We start from the raw sequence: 15,534 nt of genomic DNA, 5'->3' as shown, positions 1-15,534 counted from the left end.
AGGCTAGCTTCATAGCCGACGCCATGCTCGGATCACTTTCCCGAAAGCTGAGGGCTCTTGGTTTCGAGACCGCCTACTTCAGGAGCGGGGACGACTCTGCGCTCATCGAGCTCGCCGGGGCGGAAGGAAGGGTCATACTGACCTCAGACCGCGAGCTCGCGCTGCGGGCCAGACGGAAGGGGGTGCCGGCTATCCTGATCAGGGGGTCGGATGACCCTGCCAGGATTGCCTCTCTGGCGGACGCGGCATTCGAACTCGGGATCGCCTTGGTCAGGGGCCCGCCGCTCTGTTCCATATGCGGCGGACGGCTCGAAGCAGTACCGAAGAGCGAGGTAGCCGGCAAAGTGCCCCGGACGGTAGGAGTGAGGCACAGGCTCTTCTTCAGGTGCTCCGACTGCGGGCACCTCTACTGGCGGGGGAGTCACTGGAAAAAGTTAAGGTCGCTGGCCCGCCGCCTCGGGCAGAATCGCATTGGCGGTGAGCCTCGAAGAAGGCAGGAGAGCGGTGGCCCTCGCGCGGGAGACCCTCGAAGCACACGTGAAGCACGCAAGGCCGTCGAAGCAAGGCGGCGACTCAGGGCTCCTGGCGGAAAAGCGAGGGGTGTTCGTCACGTTGAACGTCCAGGAGGCCGGCGTGAAGCACCTCAGAGGGTGCATCGGCTATCCTCAGCCGATCAAGCCCCTCGGAGACGCGATCAGGGACGTGACGGTGTATGCGTCCGAGGACCCTCGCTTCCCCTCTCCCGTGGACCCGGGGGAGCTCGACCGGATAGTAGTCGAAGTCAGCATCCTGACCCTCCCCGAAGTCCTCACGGCTCCGAGGCGGCAGGACTTCCCTTCGATGATCAGGATAGGCAGAGACGGCCTCATCGTCTCGAACCGGAACTGCAGCGGCCTCCTGCTCCCGCAGGTGGCTACCGAACAGGGGTGGGACCAGGACACCTTCCTCGCCGAGGCCTGCGAGAAGGCGGGGCTCCCCATGGACGCCTGGCTGGACAACGCCACCAACGTCCAGACCTTCCAGGCGGACATCTTCTCCGAGTCTAGGCCGAGGGGAGACGTTACGAGGGCGGACCCAGCGACACGGAATTGAAGGTCTACATCGGCTGCTTCGGCTCTGGGCTCGGCCACGCGAGCAGGATGCTGGAGCTCGCGAGACAGCTGACCGCCAGGGGCGCCGAGCTCGAATTCTCTTCTTCGGGAGAGGTCGCGTCTTACATCTCGGGGAGGGGGTACAGGTGCAACAGCCTTCCCCTGGCCGACGTGAAGTACTCGGATAACGGAGAGTTCCAAGTTAAGGAGACCCTCCTGGAGTCGCCCATGATCCTGGCCAGGACCTACCGCCAGCTCGCCTTGGAGGTGCGGAACATCGAGATGTTCGGCGCGGACGCGGTCCTGAGCGACTCCTCCCTCTCCACCGTCCTCGCCGGAAAGGTCCTCCGGCTCCCTGTGTTCACCGTCCTGAATCAGCTCAACCTCACGAGCTCGAACGTGAAGACCGGAACGCTCCGCAAGCTCCTCTCCGTGGGGACCTCAGAGGTCATGGGGCGGTCCTGGGAGTTCAGCGACGCCATCCTCATCCCCGACCTCCCTCCCCCTTACACCATCAGCGAGAGGAACCTCTGGGGGAGCAAGGTGGAGAAGGTGCGGTACGTAGGCTTCCTGAGTTCAACCGAGGACCATGCTCCGGATGCTGCGGCAGAAGAGCTGGCAGGCGACCCCCGACCGAAGGTCTTCTGGCAGGTCTCCGGGCCTCCGAGGACTAGGTCGCCGCTGCTGAGGGCCGGGCTTAGGATTGCAGAGGAGCTCAAGGACAGGTATGTCTTCGTCGTCTCAGGGGGAGACCCGCAGGGCGCCCAGGAGCCGCGCCGCATCGGAGGGGGATGGTACTACGAGTGGTGCCCGTTGGCCAACTTCTACTTCGAGAGCTGTGACGCGGTGGTCTCCAGGGCGGGGCACGGGACCATAGGACAGTCGATAACATCGATGAAGCCGTCTCTTCTGGTACCCATCCCTAACCAGCCGGAGCAAGAGGGGAACGCCGAGAAAGCGTCCAAGCTCGGGGTCTCCATCATGATCAGCCAGGACCAGCTCACCACTGACGTGCTTGCGAGGTCCCTGGCAGCGCTCCTGGGCGGGGAGTACAAGCGGAAGACCTCGAGCCTGGGGAGATACGCACGCGGCTTCGACGCCACGTCAGCCATAGTCGGCGCCCTCCAGGCTTCTACCCTAGCCGGTCGAGGACCTCGCTGACGTCGGCGGTGACACCTCCGAACTCCTTCCGCAGATACTCATGGTCCCCTCTGACACCCCAGTCTGTGGCTCCGCCGACGCTTCCAATCCCCAGAGCAACGAACCGAGGCTCGAACTCCTCCTCTGGCAGTAGGAAAAGGGGGTTCTGCTGGACGCCTCTCGCCCACTCGGGCGGTCCGCTGCCCGAGGCGGTGAAACCCCCGAAGACCGGGGTCTCAGCATCGGAAACGTACGCCTTCACCGCTGCGGGCACCGGGCATCCTTCCAGTACCACCAGCTTCAGGCCCCTGGGGTCGGCGCGGTGAGAAAGCTCAGAGTAGAGCTTCGCTGCGGCTATCGTGCCTTCGTCGTTTGACTTCACGTGCACGAGAGTGACGGCATATCCCATGAGCACGGCGTACCACGCCAGGACGGCACTGTGCTTCCCTCCCGAGACTAGACAGGCGACTCTCTTCCTCCCTGTGGGTACCCCTCCCGGGCCCCGGAAGACCTCCACCCCCACAACTCCTCCGGCCCGGTCCATCGCGGCCCTGAACGTAATCTCGGGCGACTCGGAAGAAACCCTCGCGCCCGGTACGGCGTCGAGGATCTTCGCCGTGACCGTCCCTGCCAGGTCGGCGGAGGTGACGGCCCCTCCCTGAGCCTCTACGACGAAGCGGCTCCCCCTGCGGAGGTACCTGCAGGCGAGCGTTCCCGCTTCCTTCGCGGCCTCGCCGACGGTCCGGACCTCGTATCCGGCCGCGAGCCACGACGCCCCAGGTAAGTGCTGAAAGAGGGCGCAGACGCGGACCGGGTCGGGACCGGACACGACCAGCGAGGACCCGGCAGCCCGGACGCCGCCTACCACACGTCCGACTCTCAGCTTGAATTCAACCGTTGAAATCAGATCGGCTAGGCGCCCCGATCCCGTCCACCGCAGAATAGCGGCCCTTCGTTCCAACCGCTGTCCGGCGTCCTCTGTGCCCGCTTTAACGTTGAGCTTTTCCCGCATCACGCTTTTAGCACGTGCCGCACAGCCCTCCTTAACCATGGAGGGCTCCCGATACGCACGCGCGTGTGCAGCGGACATCCTCGCCGGCAAATCCGGCGGCGAGGTCGAAGTCAAGGGATGGGTCGCCCGGAAGCACACCGTAGGGGGGCTCGTGTTCGCGCTGATACGTGACGGCACGGGATACATCCAGGTGTCTGCCAGAAAGGGCTCGCCAGGGGGGGCGTTCGAAGCAGCCAGGGGAGCGACCCTGGAGACCGCCGTGGCCGTCAGGGGTGACGCGAGAGAGGACCGTAGGGCTCCCGGAGGAAAGGAAATCTCTGCCAGGGAGTTCGAGGTGGTGGCTGCAGCCGAAACCTGGCCCATAACCCGCACCGCGGCGAAGTCTGCCTCGTACCTGTTCGACAAGCGCCACCTCAGCATCAGGGGGCCCAAGGCCATCGCGACCATGAGGATAAGGGCGGAAGTGATAGGGGCCGCCTTCGACTTCTTCAGGGACCACGGGTTCCAGCTGATAAGCGCCCCGACCTTCGTGCAGGCTGCGGTGGAGGGAGGGTCCACCCTCTTTTCTCTGGACTACTTCGGCAAGAAGGCTAACCTCAGCCAGAGCGCGCAGTTCTACGAGGAAGCCGCGCTCCCGGCGCTGCAGAAGGTATGGATTTTCCAGCCAGCGTTCAGGGCGGAGAAGTCGAAGACGGCCAAGCACCTTACCGAGTTCTGGATGATCGAAGCCGAGCAGGCGTTCGCAGACCAAAAGGAGAACATGGAAGTCCAGGAGGGGCTGCTGTCCAAGATGGTAGAGCGGGTAATCGCCAATAGGCAGGCGGAGCTGAAAGTCCTGGGCCGGACCATAAAGCAGCCGGACGTCCCCTTCCAGAGGATGACCTACGACGAGGCCAGGTCCGTGGCCGAGAAGAAGGGGTTCCCATTCGAGTGGGGGGATGACCTCCCTACTGAGGCGGAGAGAGCGGTTAGCCTGACCCAGGACTCGCCATTCTTCGTGACCGACTACCCTCTGACCGCCCGCTCTTTCTACCACATGACCTACGAGGACAGGCCAAAGGTGACGAAGTCGGCCGACCTGATAGCCCCAGAAGGAATCGGCGAGCTCGCCACCGGCGGTCAGAGGATTCACGACTATCAGCAGCTGATGGACAGGATAGCGAAGCAGGACCTCCCGACCGAGTCCTTCTCATGGTACTTGGAGCTCAGGAAGTTCGGGATGCCCCCGCACTCTGGATTCGGCATCGGGGTCGAGCGGACCACGAGGTGGATTGCAGGCCTCAGGCACATCAGGTCCGCGAGCCTGTTCCCCAGAACACTTTCACGGATCTCCCCCTAGTGCAGACTTATCTACCTGACGACGCTCGCGAGTCAAGTTGGCTGGGGCGAAGGTGGAGAAGAAGGACGGAGCCGAGGATGACGTGAAGACCACCGAGGAGGATCTTGAGCTCGACACCCTTCCGGGGGTCGGACCCGCCACGAAGCAGAAGCTGAAGGACGCGGGCATCGAGACCGTGCTCGACCTGGCCACCGCTGGTCCGATGGACATAGCTGATGCGGTCGACATAGACGTCTCGAAGGCGGTTGAGCTCAACAACAAGGCGAGGAAGAAGTTGGTGGAGCTGAACCGTCTGGAGCCTGACTTCATCAATGCCGCCGACCTGCTCGTGAAGAGGAAGGCCATCGACAGGGTCTCGACGGGCTCGAAGAACCTAGACGATCTGCTCGGCGGGGGGATAGAGACCTGGGCGATGACGGAGTTCTTCGGGGAGTTCGGCAGCGGAAAATGCGTCGCAGGGGACACGCGGGTCTTCTACAGCAACGACGCCAACATCCACTTTGAACCAATCTCCACGACTTACGAGAAGTACAGGTCGATATACGGGGAGGAGCCGCTGGATGCTGGTTCCGTCGTCCCCCTGAAAGGGGTGAACGTCGTGGGGCTCGACTCCACGCTAACTCCGGCTTCGTACCTCTATCGCGAGCGCGTGCGATCAGTCCTGGCCGTCAAGACCGAACAGGGCAGGCTGCTGAGACTCGCAAAGCCCCACATGGCGATGGTCCTCTCTGGGGGAGGGATCAGATGGGTCCCTTCAGGTGCCCTGTCAGTGGGCGACAAGATAGCGACGCCTAGGCGACTCGTCCTGCCAGGCAGGGCAGACGTGTCAAACGATGACGCCTTCTTCTTAGGGCTCTATGCCGCCGGGGGGACCAAGGACACTCTGTCCATCACCAGCGCAGATTCGGAACCAATCCGGTGGACCAAGGACTACCTGAATCGCAGATTTGGCTTCGCCCCGACAATATCGCGAGGAGACGATCACTCAGCCGTGGTCTTGCTCCAGAGTCCCGTGAAATCCCTCCTCGGCGGGTTGGCCGAGTGTGACTCGTCCACAAAGTTCGTCCCAGACTGCGTCCTCAACGGTTGCGACGAGACTGTCCGCCATTTCCTCTCAGGGTATTTTGAAGGAGACGGGCGCGCCAAAGGAGACGACATTGAGGCGTCGTCGAACAGCAAGGAGCTTACTGAGGGTGTCTCCTACCTGCTGTCAAGGCTCGGCGTCGCGTCTACCTTCGGCGCCAAGCAGTCGGCTACGGGGGAGCGCTACCGACTCCGGGTTGCAGGCTTTGACAGGGAGAAGATATCCCGGACTCCGCTCAAAAGCAAGAGGACTCCTCGCTCACGGACAGGACGCAGCGAAGACCGCGTCCCCGCGGGCGACCTGCTCCGCGCCTGCGTCAAGGCGGCGGTCTCTTCCAGGCGCCTGAAACGGACAGCCGCCCTCCGGAGGAGCAGGGCCCTGTACGAGGTCTTGACCAGGTCGGCGCACGCCAAGGAGGGGTTGAGCGAGAAACTAGCGAGGTCGGTGACCGGATCCCTAAGGCAGATATCAGGCGAGATGGTCCTGGTTCTGCAAGGCGTCAAAAAGGCAAGGCTGACATCGAGGGCAGAGTTCAGAAGGTATGCCCTTTCGCTTCCTTTTCCGACAAGCTCCCTCGCTTCGCAGATGGGGCTGTCGAAGGCCGGCTTCAACAACTACTTCAGCCGCGGACTGCCCGTGGAAAAAGTAGAAGCGTTCAGGAACGCCGTTGCCAAGGAAGCCGAACGTAGAATCCGGGTCCTGAACGACACCGTCGCTACAGTCGAACGGGCAATGGAGTTCAACTGGGACACGGTGATGGAAATCAAGGAGGAGCGGTATGACGACTACGTGTACGACTTCGAGGTCCCAGGAGACCACGCTTTCGTCAGCGGTAACATGCCCACTATTCTCCACAACAGCCAGATCTGCCACACCCTGTGCGTGATGGCCCAGCAGCCTAGGGGAGAAGGAGGTCTCGACGCCGGGTCGGTCTACATCGACACCGAAGGGACGTTCCGCCCGGAGAGAATCCAGGAGATAGCCGAGGCCAGGGGGCTGGACTCGGAGAAGGTGCTCTCACGGATAACCGTCGCCAGGGCGTACAACAGCGCCCACCAGGAGCTCATCGTCAAGGACCTGGGCAGGATCATCGAACCGAACAAAGTGAGGTTGGTCATACTCGACAGTGCCGTGGCCCACTACAGGGCGGAGTTCCTGGGGCGCGGGACCCTCGCCGAGAGGCAGCAGAGGCTCAACCGTTTCATGCATCAGCTTCTCAGGACAGCGGAGATATACAACATCGCCGTGGTGGTCACGAACCAGGTCCAGGCGGCCCCGGACTCGTTCTTCGGGGACCCCACTAGGCCGACGGGGGGGCACGTGGTGGCTCATACCAGCACCTACAGAATCTACCTGAGGAAGGCCGCCAAGAACCGCATCGCCCGGATGGTCGACAGCCCCTACCACCCCGAGAGGGATACGGTGTTCGTCCTGAACGACAGAGGGGTAGACGACCCCTCCGAAGAAAGCACCAGAAAGAAGTGAGAAACCGCCCAACGGTTTTATATGGTGAACCGGGCGCCCACCCCTGTCTCGTTTGAAGCGTTATCGGCTGCTCGCCTTCGCCGTCGTTGCCCTAATGCTGCTGTCTGCCCTGCCGCTTCAGCAGGCTTACGCCCAGACGCCTTATTCCGAGAAGCTCAACGTCTACATCGCGGGGTCTGATGCCCTCTGGTACTTTTCCTTCGGAGGTATAAACGGAACGGGGCACCTCTCCGCTCTGGAGTCGACCCCAGGGATAAGCTGGTACAACATATCCGCGATCGACGGCGCCGGCTGGCTGTCTGACTTCCAGGTCTTCGGGCCCAGCGGGTACAACCTGACGGGTCGCGCGCTCGGGCTCCCTTACGTCCCGTCGCAGGGGATGTTCTTCACCGTGGGAGCCGACACCTATGCGCACGCGTCCGCGGCAGCGGCAGCCGCGGATTCCTACTTGCTCACCGACTTCGTCTCGATGAGCAACTCGTCAGGGGTCTACTCGTTCTACAGCCCTGTGTCATTCGCCAGCCTGATGCCGGCCACACTTCTCCGCCTCCTCCCCACCTCCGAGGGAGGCTTCGCAGCCGACATAGCCACCTCGTCTTGGCTCTCGACCAGCTCTCCTTTCGTCATTCTGGAAGGGAACGCCACTTCGTCCGGGTTTAGCCGCACGCTGCTGGTGGGCTCCATCAGCACCTCGGCTCTGACTTCGGCGGGCGCCCCTGCCATCCTGTCTTACTTCGGGAGCTCGGCAGCATCTCTGGAGGCCTCCAACAGGAGCTCCTCTTCGACGATCCAGGTGAGGGCCCTGGCAGGGTCAGTCAGCTCGACGGGAGCGGGATCGGTCACCAACGATGTAGCATCGCACTCCGGGTCCTACTCGCTTTCCCTCGCCCCAGGGGAGAGGGTGTTCGGGCTCAACGCGACGGTAGCGGAACAGCCGGCACCGCTGCTCGCGACAAGAGCGGTAGACGTCGGCGTGCTGAACGGCGGAAGTAGCGGAACCGACTTGGCCGTCACCCTCACCTTCAGGGACCTATCCACTTCCACAGCGGTCACAGGATTGACCTTCTCTGACAACTGGTGGAACTCCACCTCGGGGTTCACCTACCTCGACGGGAACTACTCGGTGACCAACTCCACCATCTCACCTGGGCAGACCATCACTCCGGTGTACAGGCTCGAGTTCTCCGGGTCGTCAGCTGGCCAGGTTACGATACCCGCATCGACGGTGAGGTATCAGTACAAGTTGGGGAAGGCGACCTTCAACGCGACCGCCACCCTCAATCCGATCCGCCTTTCGCTTAACCAGGCCGACGCGGTGGTCTATGCAGTAGTCGTCCCGTCCGGGCCCCTAGGAAAGGTTGTCGGGACGGCTCAGAGCCTGACCCTGAAGCTCGTCAACGTCGGGACGCTGCCGGCTTTGTCGGTGGTGGCTGGGGGCCAGTCGGTAGCCGGGCTCGCGGCGGACGGAGGGACTGCCAACGTGACCGTGACCCAGAAGGCCTCCGGCCTCACCGGGGTTTTCATCGCGAAGTCCTACGGGGTGACTTACCAGGACCCGAGCGGGAATGCTTTGAACGCCACGTCGAACGTGTTCACGGACTACTTCTCGCAGACGAGCATGCAAATCGGCTTCCCGCAGATGACGTCGGGGGTCGGCATCTCCCAGCTCTCGAACGGTCAGATGAACGTGACGCTGACCTTCACCGTGTCTGATTTCTCCTTCGTCAGAGTGACAAACTTCACGGCGACCCTCGACGTTCCGCCGAGCCTGGGGTGCGGGAAGGCGTTCAACAACGGAACGTCGTGCAGCGGGGATGTCATCACGGTGGCCTTCCCGACCATAAATGTCTCTACCGCCGTGAGGTCTTCCATGACGTACAACCTCACCACCGGACTCAATTTCGTCCTCCCTCCGGCTCAATTCACTTCAGTCGCTGCCGGGACCGGAATCACGGGGTACTCCAACCCGGTCGCCGTAGGCGCCGGGCTGAGGCTGGAGAAGCTCTATGCCCCGGCTCAGCTGTTCGGCGGGATGTCGTCTCTCGTCACAGTGCTCGCAACCAATCAGGGGTCGGCGCCGCTGTTCAACGCCTCCGTGAAAGCCTCGGCCGACACCTTCGACGTGGTAAGCAATGCGCCTTCCCTGGTCCAGACGGCTGGGTCCATCCCAGGCTCAGGGAACGTCACATTCTCCTATCGGGTCACGACCTCGCAGATCTATGGGAACCTCTCCGGGACGCCGTTTTCAGCGACCTTCTACTACGGTGGCACGCAGTTCACACTGGACAGCCCAGTCCCGCACATCTATGTCTATCCGCCTCTCTCGGTCACTGTAGCCTCTACTCCGACAACCCCCGAAGAAGGGAAGCCATTCAAGATCCTGGTCCAGATCACCAACCCCTCGGGGCTGCAGGTCTCTGACGTCAACTTCACGCTCCCTCTGCCCTCGGGGATTGCCTTGTCAGAGCTGCAGAACGCCCAGGCAACATCCGGGGACATGACGGTGTACGTCGGGTCTCTGGCCCCCCACGGAAGCGCGTCGGCAAACGCCACCGCGGTGGCGAGCTCAGGGATCAGCGTGCCATTCAGCGGCGCGAAGCTGACCTTCGTCTATGGCGGGAGCACCGTGAACGGGATCGTCCCTGCGAACTCTGGGATTGTGATAACGGAGAACGTGCTCCTCAGATACATCATCCCGACCGGGTTCATCCTGCTTGTGACTTTGGCGGTCGCCTTCTACCTCAGAAGGATGGCTACCGCTCCAGCTTCCCCGAAGTGAACTCTTCGAAGGCGGCCTTGGCGGCCGGATAAGGCATCTGCTTGGGGGGGTGCTTGAAGCAGAACGCCGACAGGCTCTCAAGCTGGCCGCTGACCCCTCTGTCCAGCGCTATCTTCGTCCCCCTTATCGCGTCCACCATCACCCCGCCGCTGTCGTAGGCGTCGACCACGTGGAGCTTGACGTCCATCTTCACGACCGTCCCCCCGAAATACCGCCCCTTCAGCCAGATGTAGCAGACCTTGTCGTTGTCCAGGAAGGGGACGTAGTCGCTTGGGCCGATCCTTGTAGGGACCTCGTAGGGAGACATCGCCCTCACGGCGCTCGTCTTGCTCTCCCTCTTGTCCTTCAGCCGGCTCTCCTCGAGCATGTTGAGGAAGTCGGTGTCTCCTCCAATGTTGAGCTGATACGTCTCGTCGACCTTCACCCCCCTGTCGACAGCCATCTTCACAAGGGTCTTGTGCAGCACGGTGGCCCCTACCTGGCTCATGACGTCGTCACCGGCCACCGGGAGCCCCGCCGCCGCGAACCTGTCTGCCCACCTCTTCTCAGACGCGATGAACACCGGGATCGCGTTCACGAACGCGACCTCAGCCTTCAGGGCCGCTTCGGCGTACATCCCCGTCGCCGCCGTGCTCCCGACGGGGAGGTAGTTCAGGAGCATCTGAGCTCCGCTATCCTTCAGCTCCCGGGCCACGTCCTGGTCTGGCTGGCCTGAGACGGCGACCACGTCCTTCAGGTACTTCCCTATCCCGTCGAGGACAGGCCCCTTCTTCACCCGGACGTCGAGCTTGGGCACGTCCACGATCTTCTCTGTGTTGTTCGGATGCTCGAAAATGGCCTGCGACAGGTCCTTCCCCACCTTCTTCGAGTTGACGTCGAAGGCGGCCACGAACTCGATGTCCCTCGGCGTGTACCCTCCGACGTCCCAATAGGTCAGCCCTTCGCTCGCCCCCTTCTTCGAGTAATATTGGACCCCCTGGATGAGCGCCGATGCGCAGTTCCCGACCCCGGCTATGGCTACCTTGATCTTTGCCAGCCCTGAATCACCTGGTCTCCGGGGTGGTTCTCCCCACTATTTTACTGTTGTAAAATAACTCCCCCTCCAGACGGTCGGAGCGCCTCAACTCCCAGCCTCCCAGGGATGCTCGGCTGTCAGGGTCTTCAGAAACTCCTTGGCCTCTTCGAGTTCCCTCCGCCCGAGGCGTGTTATCGTGTAATACTTCCGCCTGTCCTTCGTCTCGGACTTCACCAGCTTCGACCTTTCCAGATCGTACAGGACCCGGTAAGCGGTCACGTTGCCGCTCCAGAACCCGAACTCCTCGTTGATCAGCCGCCTGAGCTCGAACCCGTACCTCTCTTCCTTCGAGAGGAGGACGAGGATGAAGAACCAGAGGTTCTCCTTCTGGACCTTTTCTTTCAGCCTCTCTAGGAAGTGCAACTGCCCCTCGTCGCTCGTTCGCGGTCCAACCCGGCGGCCCCTGCAGCCCCTCGGCGCGGTTAAAACGGTTTGGCGAGTCTGCCGGGGGAACCCTAAATAATTTCGCTCCGCGGTCCCAACCGCATGGAAGAGAGGTCTGCCGGGGCGGTCGTCTTCAGAGACACCCCCGGGGGGCGGCGGTACCTTCTCCTCCAGAACGGAGGGAGGTGGGACTTCCCCAAAGGGGGCGTGGAGAAAGGGGAGACCGAGCTCGACACGGTGATGAGGGAGGTGGAGGAAGAGACGGGGCTGAGGGAGATCAGAATCTTGCCAGGGTTCAGGAAGATCATCGAGTACTACTACAGGAGGGACAGGAAGAACATACACAAGCAGGTGGTTTACCTGCTGGCGTCCACGAGCACAGAAAAGGTCAGGATATCCTTCGAGCATCAAGGGTTCGGCTGGTTCGCATACAAGGAGGCTGTGCTGAAGGCTTCCTACGACAACTCGAAGGTGACCCTGAGCGAGGCCGAACGCTTCGTCAGCGGGGCGGCTTAGAACTCCACCAGGGGGTGGGGACCCGCGAGCTTCACCACTTTGATGTAATGGTACCCGGGCTCGTCTGTCCGCTTCACGTAGGTCGTCTCAGTAATCCTGTCGTAGGTGTATCTGATGAAGCCCGAAGGTTCCTCCTTGACCCTGGTGTAGAAGAAGATGGACGCCTCCTCGTAGTCGTCGATGCGCGCGAAGGTCCCCAGGACCCAGCCTGAGCCGTCCCGGAACCCGAAGAGCGGGAGAGGGGGCTCCTCGAAGAGGGTCTTGTATGCGCCTACCTTCACCAGGCTAGACACGTTCTCGACCTCCACGGACATGAACTTGTCCTGGAACCCGTCCTTTTCTTCGAGCGGCTTCGCCATCTTCTGGACCCTGATTATCGGGGCGTAGAGGTAAGAGGCGTTCGCAGCCGAGTTGACGAACACGACCTCTTCGCCGTCACCTGCAGTCCTGTAGGCCAGGAACTCGTCGACCGTCCCGTTGTCGAAGTAGTAGAAGATGGGGGTCCCCATGAACAGGTCTGCCTGAGCCGCGATCCTCGTTGTCTTCCCCTGTTTGAAAGCGAAGAGGGGAAATGGCGCCCTCTCGAGGGCACAGGACAGCCTTCCGAGGTCTAGGATCGAATCGAGGCCCACATAGCAAGCGCCGCCGATTCTTGCTTCGTCTTTCTTCGGCAAACAAGACCGCCGCCTCCGTCTTGGTTATAAATAATCGGAGACCAAACGCGACTCTCCTTGGATTCTCCGCGGGAGTCGACGAGAGGGCCGTGAGCGAGTGGAGAGCCGAGACCGCAGGAGACCTCGGCGAAGCGAAGGCAGCCTTGGAGTCTGTTGCAAGGTCTCTATCGGGAGAGGCGACAGCCGCGCAGGTCAGGTCGGTCTGGGCCGCCTACGCCAGGATAGAGAAGAGCATCGCGTTCATCAGGCTCGAGATCGAGGAGGAGAACCCAGGCCGGTTCATCCCCCTGGGGAGATACGCCGTTCCCGACGAGAGGCAGGCCATGCAGTTCGCTCTGAAGAGCCTGTCGAAGGGGGCAGACAGCTTCACGCTTGGGGACTTCCGACTCGCGCTCAGGGACCTAAGGGACGCGAGGAACTATCTGAGAGCTTTCCTCAGGAGAGAAAGGCTGAAGCGGGTGAGGAAGGGTAGGGTAAGAGGCTAGTCTTCCGACTTCTTCTTGGCGGCCCGAGGCTTCTTTGGTGCGGCCTTCTTCGGCTTCGCTTTCGGCTCTTCTGCCTCTTCCTTGGAAGGCTCCTCCGCCTCCGCGTCGGCAGGGGCCTCCGCCTCCTCCTGTTTCTCGTCGGTTACCTCCTTTTCCTCTTCTACCTCCTTCTTAGGTTCCTTCTTCTCCTTCTCCTCCTCGGCCTCTTCTCCCACCACTATCTCTTGTATGGTGAGTTCCTTCCCTGACACGAAGACCCTGTACTTCTTTCTGGCCCCCTTCATGTAGAGGAACCGCTTAATGTACGTCTTCACATGACGTGGCTTCACCCCTTCTCTGAGACCCCCATCGTCGATCTCCATGACCCCTCCGGAAAGCGACGGCTTGGCGCCGACCCTTGGTTCCAGGAACGCGGCGAGGTCGTCCCCGCTGTCCTTGAACGTGCCCAGGGTTACCTTCATCTCAGAATCCCTCTCGTGAAGTCAGGCTATAATCTTTCCCTTACTTCCCGTGCCTTCTCCTGCGCTTCTGATAGGTACGGACCGCCCTCAGAAGGTCGATGTATCGGAACGCAGGCCAGAAGACGTCGACGAAGACCAGTTCAGAGTACGCCCCCTGCCAGAGCAGGAAGCCGCTCATCCTCTCCTCCCCTGACGTCCTGATTATCAGGTCGGGTTCCTGGTTAGGCAGATAGGCGGTGTAGAGCCTCTTCGAAACGGTCTCCTCCGTTATCGACCTGGGACTCAGCCTCCCCTCTTTCACGTCCAGTGCAACCGACCTCACCACGTCGGTTATCTCCGCGCGCCCTCCGTAGGCGACCGCGATGTTCAGGTAGTGGTCGCTGTACTCGGCCGTCTTCCTCTCTATCTCCCGCAGGAGGTCAACTATGGAGCCGGGGAGGAGGTCCAGGTGCCCTATCGCCCTGACGTTGACCCTGTACCTGACTATCCGGGGGTCGCTGAGCAGCCGTCTCAGCCTGGCTTCGATGAGCACAAAGAGCTCCCTCAGCTCATCGGGGGTCCGGTCCAGGTTCTCGGTCGAGAGGACGTAGAGGGTCACCGTCTTGATGCCAAGCTCATGGCACCAGTCAAGCAGCTCCTCCGCCCGGTTCGCCCCCTCTTCATGCCCCAATCCCTGGGAGACTCCCTGGAACTGGGCCCAGCGCCTGTTCCCGTCAAGGATGATGCCGATGTGGCCCGGAATCTCTTCCCCTTTGACTTGGGCTTTGAGCCTCTTCTCGTAGACCTTGTAGGCTCCCAGATACCTGAGCGCTGACTCCAACATGTGCTACTCGTTTTCGGCTGCGCCCCTCGTCCGCATCCGCGGATATATCACGCTTGTCAGGGCGAATATGGCGGCCAGCCCTATGAGAACCGCGGAGACCAGGAGGAAAGTGGACCTGGCCGTCCCGCTTACCAGGAAGACCGAGAAGGTCTGCAGCGGGAGGTAGAGGATCCCGAGCATCACGAGGACGAATGCGTCCCTGGTCCACCGGGCGCTCTCGCGGGCGACGTGAGAAAGGAGGGCGCCCGCGGTGTAGATGGCAATGCCGGCCCACACCAGGTCCAGGCTCCCTCCGAGGTAGTATCCCGCAAGTACGCCGCCGTACACCAGTATCTCACTCGGCTGGGTGGTAACGAGGTTGACCATGCTGACGGGCATAGTCACATACCCTGTGAACAGGCCTGCGATGGCGACGATGACGCCGGCTACCAGCGAGAAGAAGCGGAGGAACCCTGTCGGCCCTCTGTGGAGGAGCCCTGTGACGGTCCTGTCTATCCCGAAGCCCCGGACTAAAAACGCGCCGCCGATGACGAGCAGGCTGGCGATGCCCGCTTCGAGGGTCCTGTTCGCGACTATCAGTATCCCCGCCAGGACAAGGACAAGGCCAGGGACCCCGAGGGCGTACTTCGAGTAGTGCGGGTCGTAAACAAGCATCCTTACGTATCTCCCCAGGACTTCGTATGTCTCTTCGACGGTCTGACTGTGTTTCACCGTCACCCTCTGGACGGAGACGATGGGCTTGATGCTCTGTATGATGGGCATTACGTGCTCGTCCTCCCCCCCGTCGGAGACCAGCACCACCCCCGAGTAGTCAGACCCCTGGAGCAGGAACGAGATCTGCTTCCCTAGTCTCCTGTCCGCTTCGAACCCCCTGTTGGGGTCTCCGCAGACGACGGCGACCTCGCAACGGATCTTCGCGTGCGTGAGCTCGTCGTACTTCTTGACGGCTGCGAATATCGCATTGGCGTCGGCTTCCTCTGGATCGGCGAGCGCGAGCTTGGAAGCCGCACCTAGTGCGGCATCTCTGCCTACCACCGGAGACCTCACCTTGGCCTTGGTCCCGAGGTCGTCGTCTCTGTCGACGCAGAGGACGAGGTACTTCTCTTCCGCCTGAGACATTTCGCCCAGATTCGGCACCTTCCATGTTCATACTTAAGGCTAGATTGGGCGGTGGCTCGCGTCACAA

The 15,534-nt window shown here is 61.8% G+C and carries 14 protein-coding genes and 1 pseudogene; 8 read left to right on the top strand and 7 right to left on the bottom strand.

Going from position 1 to position 15,534, the window contains the following annotated elements:
* The first annotated feature begins 23 nt into the window (after positions 1-23).
* The 3 genes and pseudogenes from JRN21_06380 to JRN21_06370 all read left to right on the top strand — a co-directional run bounded on the left by JRN21_06380 (position 24) and on the right by JRN21_06370 (position 2,252).
* Positions 24-443: pseudogene (locus JRN21_06380) on the top strand (hypothetical protein).
* A 28-nt stretch (positions 444-471) separates the two neighbouring features.
* A complete protein-coding gene (locus JRN21_06375) occupies positions 472-1,092 on the top strand; it encodes a TIGR00296 family protein (GenBank protein MDG6988936.1) in 621 nt (206 codons plus the stop codon).
* Entirely contained in the window at positions 1,089-2,252 is a 1,164-nt protein-coding gene (locus JRN21_06370) for a hypothetical protein (protein MDG6988935.1), read from the top strand. Before JRN21_06375 ends, JRN21_06370 begins: the two co-directional genes overlap by 4 nt.
* Here the strand turns inward: JRN21_06370 and JRN21_06365 are convergent.
* Positions 2,224-3,099 (bottom strand): hypothetical protein, encoded by an 876-nt coding sequence (locus tag JRN21_06365; GenBank protein ID MDG6988934.1) that lies wholly within the window; start codon positions 3,097-3,099, stop codon positions 2,224-2,226. The two genes, JRN21_06370 and JRN21_06365, sit on opposite strands and share 29 nt — an antisense overlap.
* A gap of 181 nt (positions 3,100-3,280) precedes the next feature.
* On the opposite strand from JRN21_06365, the gene aspS reads away from it, so the two are divergent.
* From aspS to JRN21_06350, 3 genes are read left to right on the top strand one after another with little or no spacing between them, the layout of a single operon-like run.
* The gene (gene aspS, locus JRN21_06360; GenBank protein MDG6988933.1) at positions 3,281-4,582 is read left to right on the top strand and encodes an aspartate--tRNA(Asn) ligase; all 1,302 of its coding nucleotides are present in this window, start codon (positions 3,281-3,283) and stop codon (positions 4,580-4,582) included.
* A gap of 37 nt (positions 4,583-4,619) precedes the next feature.
* Positions 4,620-7,151 carry a DNA repair and recombination protein RadA gene (gene radA / locus JRN21_06355; protein MDG6988932.1) on the top strand — a complete coding sequence of 844 codons (2,532 nt, stop codon included), beginning with the start codon at positions 4,620-4,622 and terminating at the stop codon, positions 7,149-7,151.
* A 52-nt stretch (positions 7,152-7,203) separates the two neighbouring features.
* Complete coding sequence (locus JRN21_06350; protein ID MDG6988931.1) at positions 7,204-9,930, top strand: hypothetical protein; 2,727 nt, start codon at positions 7,204-7,206, stop codon at positions 9,928-9,930.
* Here the strand turns inward: JRN21_06350 and JRN21_06345 are convergent.
* Together JRN21_06345 and JRN21_06340 are read right to left on the bottom strand one after the other, a co-directional pair.
* Positions 9,905-10,966, bottom strand: coding sequence for an inositol-3-phosphate synthase (locus JRN21_06345; GenBank protein ID MDG6988930.1), 1,062 nt, complete (start codon positions 10,964-10,966; stop codon positions 9,905-9,907). The two genes, JRN21_06350 and JRN21_06345, sit on opposite strands and share 26 nt — an antisense overlap.
* A gap of 84 nt (positions 10,967-11,050) precedes the next feature.
* Positions 11,051-11,368, bottom strand: a complete 318-nt coding sequence (locus JRN21_06340; GenBank protein MDG6988929.1) for a helix-turn-helix transcriptional regulator — start codon at positions 11,366-11,368, stop codon at positions 11,051-11,053.
* A gap of 123 nt (positions 11,369-11,491) precedes the next feature.
* On the opposite strand from JRN21_06340, the gene JRN21_06335 reads away from it, so the two are divergent.
* On the top strand, positions 11,492-11,905 hold the full coding sequence (locus JRN21_06335) for an NUDIX domain-containing protein (protein ID MDG6988928.1): 414 nt from the start codon (positions 11,492-11,494) through the stop codon (positions 11,903-11,905).
* Here the strand turns inward: JRN21_06335 and JRN21_06330 are convergent.
* Positions 11,902-12,579, bottom strand: a complete 678-nt coding sequence (locus JRN21_06330) for a hypothetical protein (GenBank protein MDG6988927.1) — start codon at positions 12,577-12,579, stop codon at positions 11,902-11,904. The two genes, JRN21_06335 and JRN21_06330, sit on opposite strands and share 4 nt — an antisense overlap.
* An 89-nt stretch (positions 12,580-12,668) precedes the next feature.
* On the opposite strand from JRN21_06330, the gene JRN21_06325 reads away from it, so the two are divergent.
* Positions 12,669-13,064, top strand: coding sequence for a hypothetical protein (locus JRN21_06325; GenBank protein ID MDG6988926.1), 396 nt, complete (start codon positions 12,669-12,671; stop codon positions 13,062-13,064).
* On the opposite strand, the gene JRN21_06320 is transcribed toward JRN21_06325, so the two are convergent.
* Genes JRN21_06320 through JRN21_06310 form a run of 3 tightly spaced genes read right to left on the bottom strand, consistent with a single transcriptional unit; the run spans position 13,061 to position 15,467 of the window.
* A complete protein-coding gene (locus tag JRN21_06320; protein ID MDG6988925.1) occupies positions 13,061-13,525 on the bottom strand; it encodes a hypothetical protein in 465 nt (154 codons plus the stop codon). The genes JRN21_06325 and JRN21_06320 overlap by 4 nt on opposite strands.
* Positions 13,526-13,565: 40 nt before the next feature.
* Complete coding sequence (gene uppS / locus JRN21_06315) at positions 13,566-14,348, bottom strand: di-trans,poly-cis-decaprenylcistransferase (protein ID MDG6988924.1); 783 nt, start codon at positions 14,346-14,348, stop codon at positions 13,566-13,568.
* A gap of 3 nt (positions 14,349-14,351) precedes the next feature.
* Entirely contained in the window at positions 14,352-15,467 is a 1,116-nt protein-coding gene (locus tag JRN21_06310; protein MDG6988923.1) for a DUF373 family protein, read from the bottom strand.
* Positions 15,468-15,534 lie beyond the last annotated feature (67 nt).

The sequence above is a fragment of the Nitrososphaerota archaeon genome, assembly GCA_029785825.1.
Classification (GTDB): Archaea; Thermoproteota; Nitrososphaeria; order Nitrososphaerales; family Gagatemarchaeaceae; genus UBA183.
The sequence above is the reverse complement of the archived record's forward strand: the minus strand, read 5'-3'. Positions and strand labels throughout refer to the sequence as shown.

What these genes read in the sequence shown, in the direction of transcription:
- aspS (MDG6988933.1), top strand. Translation starts at nt 3,281, where the DNA reads ATGGAGGGCTCCCGATACGCACGCGCGTGTGCAGCGGACATCCTCGCC.
- JRN21_06335 (MDG6988928.1), top strand. Translation starts at nt 11,492, where the DNA reads ATGGAAGAGAGGTCTGCCGGGGCGGTCGTCTTCAGAGACACCCCCGGG.
- JRN21_06320 (MDG6988925.1), bottom strand. Translation starts at nt 13,525, where the DNA reads ATGAAGGTAACCCTGGGCACGTTCAAGGACAGCGGGGACGACCTCGCC.
- uppS (MDG6988924.1), bottom strand. Translation starts at nt 14,348, where the DNA reads ATGTTGGAGTCAGCGCTCAGGTATCTGGGAGCCTACAAGGTCTACGAG.
- JRN21_06310 (MDG6988923.1), bottom strand. Translation starts at nt 15,467, where the DNA reads ATGTCTCAGGCGGAAGAGAAGTACCTCGTCCTCTGCGTCGACAGAGAC.